This window comes from Dokdonella sp. (assembly GCF_036518555.1).
Lineage (GTDB): Bacteria > Pseudomonadota > Gammaproteobacteria > Xanthomonadales > Rhodanobacteraceae > Dokdonella_A.
In genome coordinates, this window is the sequence record NZ_DATDMY010000109.1 from 1 (window position 1) to 5,932 (window position 5,932).

Here is a 5,932-nt window from a genome sequence, read left to right on the forward strand (position 1 = left end):
GACCTCTCCCGCGAGCGGGAGAGGTGAGGGCATCGCCGCGTGCGGTGCCCACGGCGTGGATCGCAGGAACCGACACGATGCGTCGTTTTGCGCTCGCTGTCCCCTCTCCCGCGTGCGGGAGAAGGTGCCGGAGGCGGATGAGGGGAATCGTGCGACGCGGTCGCGGGGCTCCCCTCACCCGCGCCTGCGGGCCCGACCTCTCCCGCGAGCGGGAGAGGTGGGGGGCATCGCCGCGTGCGGTGCCCACCGAGTGGATCGCAGGAACCGACACGATGCGTCGATCCGCGATCGCTGGCCCTTCTTCCGCTTGCGGGAGAAGGTGCCGGAGGCGGATGAGGGAATCATGCGAGGCCGTCGCGTGGCTTTCCCTCACCCGCGCCTGCGGCACGACCTCTGACGCGAGCGGGGGAGGCGAGGGAGGGGCATCGCGGCTTGCGCCGCTCCCACAAGGGGACGCCTCCGCTAGGATCGGCGCATGGTCCTGCCTTCGTTCCGTCGTCTGCTCCGCCGTGCGGCGTGGGCGCTTCTGTTCGCCGTGCTCGCCGCGCTCGGTCTCCTGCTCGCGCGGGCGTTCGAAGCGCGCGGCAAGCCCGACCTCATGCCGTGGCATCGCATCGTGCTTGCGCAGGAGATTCATGCCGACACGTTCGACGCGCGCGCCACATGGGCCAACGTCCTCTCGCGCGAACAGCAGGCGTTCGACGACCTGCACGCGCAGCTCGCCGCCGCTGCGGTCGAGGGGGAGTTCCGCTACGAGAAAGACAGTCGCCTCGGCGCGCGGATGGGCGAACGCGACTGGAACCGTTCGTTCGAATCGACGCCGGCCGAACCGCGCGGCGGCGTGCTGCTGTTGCACGGCCTCACCGATTCGCCGTACAGCGTACGCACGCTCGCGGCGATCTACGAGCGTGCCGGTTTCGCGGTGATCGCGCCGCGCCTGCCAGGGCACGGCACGGTGCCGGCCGGCCTGCTCGACGTGCGCTGGCAGGACTGGCGCGCGGTCGTGCGCATCGCGATGCGCGAGCTGCGTGCGCGCGTCGGCGCGGACAAGCCGCTCCACATCCTCGGCTATTCGAACGGCGGCGCGCTCGCGCTCGACTACGCGCTCGATGCACTCGACGATGCGCGCCTGCCGGCGCCGCAGCGCATCGTGCTGGTGTCGCCGATGGTCGGCCTGCGCCCGTTCGCGTCGCTGTCGCGCTGGCTGCCGTTGTTCGGCGGCTTCGGCTACTTCGAGAAATCGCGCTGGATCGACATCCTGCCCGAGTTCAATCCGTACAAGTACAACTCGTTCCCGACGAATGGGGCGCTGCAGTCGTACCTGCTGGCCGCGACCGTACGCGCGCGCGTCGCCGGCCGCTCGGCGAGCGGGCGCCTCGCGCGATTGCCGCCCGTCCTCGCGTTCCAGTCGGTGCTCGACAGCACGGTCAGCAGCGTGGACGTCGTGCACGCGCTGTTCGACCGGCTGCCCGCCAACGGCAGCGAGCTCGTGCTGTTCGACATCAACCGCGCGAACCTGCTCGCACCGATGTTCCGCTCGGCGGCCGCCGGCGAGATCGACGTGCTGCACGGTACGGCGCCGCGCGCGTACCGGCTCGCGATCGTCGGCAACCTCGGCGCGGACACGCTCGAGGTCGGCGAGAAGCGCTACGAAGCGGGCACGGACGCACCGGTCGAGCGCGCGATTAGGCTGGCGTTCCCGGCGGACGTCTATTCGCTCTCGCACGTCGCGTTGCCGTTCCCGTGCGACGACCCGCTGTACGGTTCGGCGCCGCGCACCGACGAGGACTACGGCATCCGGCTCGGCACGCTCGTCCTGCGCGGCGAGCGCGGCGCGCTGCAGGTCAGCGCGGAGCAGCTGCAGCGGCTGACGTGCAATCCGTTCTTCGCGTACCTGGAGGGGCGGGTCGCCGACGTGCTGCCGTAGTTGCGCGGGCGCGACGGTTTTCGCTCGGCGGCTAAAGGCTGGAAGCGAAAAGCCTGAAACACGAAGCACACCGAGCACACGAAGGAAGCAGATCGAGCAAGAGCATGTCTCCGTGTGCTCGGTGTCTTTGTGTTCCAATCTTCTTCGCTTTGGACCCGCCGCCGATGACGTGCCGGCCGACCTGCGGTCGTCCCGGCCGGCGTTCGAGGAGGGAAGCAAAAAGCTTTTCCGCTTTGGCTCGCCCCGCAGGGCCCGATGCGCGTCAGGGCCCGACGTCGTGGTTGCGGCCGTGGAACGGGCGGTACCATGCGCGCAGCGCGGCGAGGTCCGCATCGAGGTCGGCGCCCGGCGTGAACGGCTCGCCGACGACGATCGAGCGCGTCGCGTAGTCGAACGCGATCGGCAGGATCGGCACGCCCGCGGCGCGCGCGATGTGCCAGAAGCCGCTGCGCCACTTCGCCACGCGCCGGCGCGTGCCCTCGGGCGCGATGCCGAGCCACAGCCGCGGCTGCGCACGGAAGCGCGCGGTCATCTGATCGACGAGCCCGTGCGCGGCGGCGCGCTCGATCGGGATGCCGCCGAGGTGGCGCAGCAACCAGCCGAGCGGGCCGACGAACAGCTCTCGCTTGCCCATGAACGCGATGTCGATGCCGATCGCGACCTTGAACAACAGGCCCCAGACGCCGTCCCACCACGAGCTGTGCGGCGCGGCGATCAGCACGAGCTGCGGCACATCCGGAAAGCGGCCGCGCAGGTGCCACCCGCACGCGCGCAGCACGGCGGCACACGCGCGCCGGCGGGCATCCTGCGGCAACTGCGGCACCGACGGCGGCAGGCGCGGCCACGCCGCTGCGGTCATTCGCCGCTCCAGTCGCGGCCGCGCGAGCGCTTGATCGTCGAGCGCGTCTTCTTCGCATCGATGCGGCGCTGCTTCGATGCGCGCGACGGCTTGGTCGCGATGCGCTTCTTCGGCACCACGAGCGCGGCGCGGATGACCTCGGCGAGGCGCGCGCGCGCGTCGTCGCGGTTCTTGGCCTGGTCGCGGAACCGGTTCGCCTGGATCACGAGCACGCCGTCGTCGGTGAGGCGGCGATCGCGCCGCGCGAGCAGGCGCTCGCGCAGCGGTTCGGACAAGCTCGGCGACGAGCGCACGTCGAAACGCAGCTCGACCGCGCTGGCGACCTTGTTGACGTTCTGTCCGCCGGGCCCGGCCGAACGCACGAAGCGTTCGACCAGTTCGTCGTCGGGAATCGCGAGGCGGGCGTCGATCTCGAGCATGCCTCATTGTAGCCGCGCGCCAGCCGGCGCGCGGCGGGCGGTCATTTGCCGCCGGCGAGGATGTTGCGCGCGTTGTTGGCGATGTTGCGCGCCGCGACCACCGTCGCGTCCAGGCGCTTCTCGTCGGCGCCGCTGCGCTTCATTGTTTCCATCGTCGCGCGTAGCCGCGACAGGTTGCTGCCGCAGTACTGTGCGAATCGCTTCATGATCGGCTTCGCATCGGCGGCCATCGCCGCTTCCTGCACCTTGCGGCACTGCTCCTCGGCGTCCTGCAGGTCCGCGCCGACGCCTCCGAGGTCGACGCCCGGCTGGGCCGGCGCGGCCGGGGGCGCCGGCGTCGAGCCCGGCATCGCCGACGGCGGGATCGGCCTGGTCACGACATTCGGCGGCGGCGGCGCATGCAAGCGCGCGAGTTCGACCGCGCGGCGCACCGCGGGCTCGGCGCTCACGTCGGCGAAGGCGAGGCTGGACGGGTTGCGCGTCGCGTCCTGGAGGAACCCGTCGACGCGCGCGCGGCAGTCCTTGCGGCCGGCGTCGTCGGTGAGCGACGGACCGAGGCCCTGCATGAGTTCGGCGTTGCCGGACCATGCGCGCAGGCAGTCGACGGCGGCGCGATCGAGCGCCGCCTTCGCGTCGGTCGGCGCGGCGCGCTCGCTGCGCAACAGGTGCGTGAGCTCGTCGTCGGTGGGCATGCGCGTGTGCGAACACGCGGCGACGCCGAGCGTGCACGCGAGTGTGAACAGGGCGGTTCTTGTCATCGGATATCTCCGCAGGGATTCATCGATTGCGAACGTCGTCGGCCCGACGCGCCCGGAGCGCGCCACCGAGCGCGAGCAGCGCGCCGACGCCCGCGGCGACCGCGGCGAGCAGCGACATGCGCGGCGCACCGCCGTCCAGCAGCGCGGCGGCAATGGCCGCGACGAGCGCGAACGACAGCCAGGCCGTCGCGCGCTGGCCATGGCGCAGGCGACGTTCGATGCGCCTGAGATCGTCGGAGGCGATGCGAAGTTCCATCGAACCCGTCGTCGCCTGGGACAGGTAGCTGTGCACGAGCTGCGGCATGTCGGGCGCCGCGGCGAGCCATTCGGGCACGCGCCGCCGCAGCGCCTTCAGCAACGCGCGCGGACCGCGGCGGCGATACCAGATCTTCTCGAGCACCGGCTTGGCGGTCGCCCAGATGTCGATCTGCGGATGCAGCAGGCGGCCGACGCCCTCGATGTTGAGCAGCGTCTTCTGCAACAGGATCAGCTGCGGCTGCAGCGTGAGGTCGTGGCGGCGCGCGACCTCGAACAGCTTGACCACGACCTCGGCGAGCGAGATCTCGCTGAGCGGTCGCGTGAAATAAGGCTCGCACACCGTGCGCACCGCCGCCTCGAGTTCGTCGAGGCGCGCATTCGCGGGCATCCAGCCCGCGCGCACGTGCAGTTCGGCGATGCGCGCGTAGTCCTGGTTGAACAGCGCGAGGAAGTTCTCCGCGAGCCAGTACTGGTCGCGCTCGGGCAGCGAGCCCATGATGCCGAAGTCGAGCGCGATGAAGCGCGGGTCCGCGGTGCGCGTCGCGTCGACCCAGATGTTTCCCGCGTGCGCGTCGGCGTGGAAGAAGTTGTCGCGGAACACCTGCGTGTAGAACAGGCGCACGCCCTTCTCGGCGAGCGCGATGCGGTCGATGCCGGCCGCGTCGAGCGCGGCGAGGTCGTCCACCGGGATGCCGCGCACGCGTTCGAGCGTGAGCACGCCCGGGCTCGTGTGCGACCAGAACACCTCGGGCACGTAGAGGTCGTCGGAACCGGCGAAATTGCGCCGCAGCAGCGACGCGTTGGCGCCTTCGCGCTGCAGGTCGAGTTCGTTGGTCAGGGTCGTCTCGATCTCGTCGACGATCTCCTGCGGGCGGATCCGGTCCGCGCTCGGATGCGTGCGTTCGACCACGCCCGCGAGCGCGCGCAGCAGCGCGACGTCGGCGTCGATGCGCGCGTGGATGTCGGGTCGGAGCACCTTGACGACCACCTCGCGACCGCCGGCGAGCGTCGCCGCGTGCACCTGCGCGATCGATGCGGACGCGAGCGGCACGTCGTCGAAGCTCGCGTAGCGCGCCTCGATCGCGCCGCCGAGCGAACGCTCGATCGCCGCGCGCGCCTGCGCGGGCGGGAACGGCGCGACGCGATCCTGCAACTGGGTCAGCGCGTCGGCGACGTCGGCCGGCAACAGGTCGCGCCGCGTCGAGAGGATCTGCCCGAACTTGACGAAGATCGGGCCGAGGCCGGTCAGCGCGAGCGCGAGACGCTCTCCGCGCGGCAGCGCGAGCAGCCCGGCGCCCGGCGCGGGCAGGATGGCACGCAACCAGGCCAGTGCGCGCGGCCGTCGCGACGGCGGCAGCACCTCGTCGATGCGATAACGCGCGAGCATGCCCGCGATGCGCAACAGGCGTGGCAGTTGGCGCAGCGCGATCATGCGCGCGTCGCCGCGCGCGCGCGCAGCCGTCGCACGCGGGCGTCGAGCCGCTCGGCGCGCTCGCGCAGGCCGTCGACGTCGTCGAGGAAGCCCTCGAGTTCCGCGCGCGCGACGAGGTCGCGCCCCTCTTCGGTGAGGAACTCGGCGGCGTCGCGTGCGAACGAGCTCGCGGACGCACGCGACCACGCGAACGCGCCGCGCAGCGCGCGCGCGATCGCCGTGCCCGCGACGTCGCCGAACGCGTGCGCGAACGCCGCGTCGATGTCGGGCGCGTAGCCG

General features: G+C 71.7%; 5 protein-coding genes and 1 pseudogene. 1 reads left to right on the plus strand and 5 read right to left on the minus strand.

Annotation, left to right across the window (positions count from 1 at the left end; all coding sequences use genetic code 11):
• Positions 1-475 precede the first annotated feature (475 nt).
• Positions 476-1,927: an alpha/beta hydrolase gene (locus VI238_RS06645; RefSeq protein WP_331649725.1), complete on the plus strand. Its 1,452-nt coding sequence runs from the start codon at positions 476-478 to the stop codon at positions 1,925-1,927.
• Between the two features lie 262 nt (positions 1,928-2,189).
• On the opposite strand, the gene VI238_RS06650 is transcribed toward VI238_RS06645, so the two are convergent.
• The 5 genes and pseudogenes from VI238_RS06650 to VI238_RS06670 form a co-directional block, all read right to left on the minus strand.
• Complete coding sequence (locus tag VI238_RS06650; protein WP_331649728.1) at positions 2,190-2,786, minus strand: 1-acyl-sn-glycerol-3-phosphate acyltransferase; 597 nt, start codon at positions 2,784-2,786, stop codon at positions 2,190-2,192.
• The gene (gene arfB, locus VI238_RS06655) at positions 2,783-3,205 is read right to left on the minus strand and encodes an alternative ribosome rescue aminoacyl-tRNA hydrolase ArfB (RefSeq protein WP_331649730.1); all 423 of its coding nucleotides are present in this window, start codon (positions 3,203-3,205) and stop codon (positions 2,783-2,785) included. Before arfB ends, VI238_RS06650 begins: the two co-directional genes overlap by 4 nt.
• Before the next feature lie 41 nt (positions 3,206-3,246).
• Positions 3,247-3,963, minus strand: a complete 717-nt coding sequence (locus tag VI238_RS06660) for a hypothetical protein (protein ID WP_331649732.1) — start codon at positions 3,961-3,963, stop codon at positions 3,247-3,249.
• A 19-nt stretch (positions 3,964-3,982) separates the two neighbouring features.
• The gene (ubiB, locus tag VI238_RS06665) at positions 3,983-5,653 is read right to left on the minus strand and encodes a ubiquinone biosynthesis regulatory protein kinase UbiB (RefSeq protein ID WP_331649734.1); all 1,671 of its coding nucleotides are present in this window, start codon (positions 5,651-5,653) and stop codon (positions 3,983-3,985) included.
• A pseudogene (locus tag VI238_RS06670) lies at positions 5,650-5,932 on the minus strand (sterol-binding protein); the annotation flags it as partial. The gene ubiB and the pseudogene VI238_RS06670, both read right to left, overlap by 4 nt.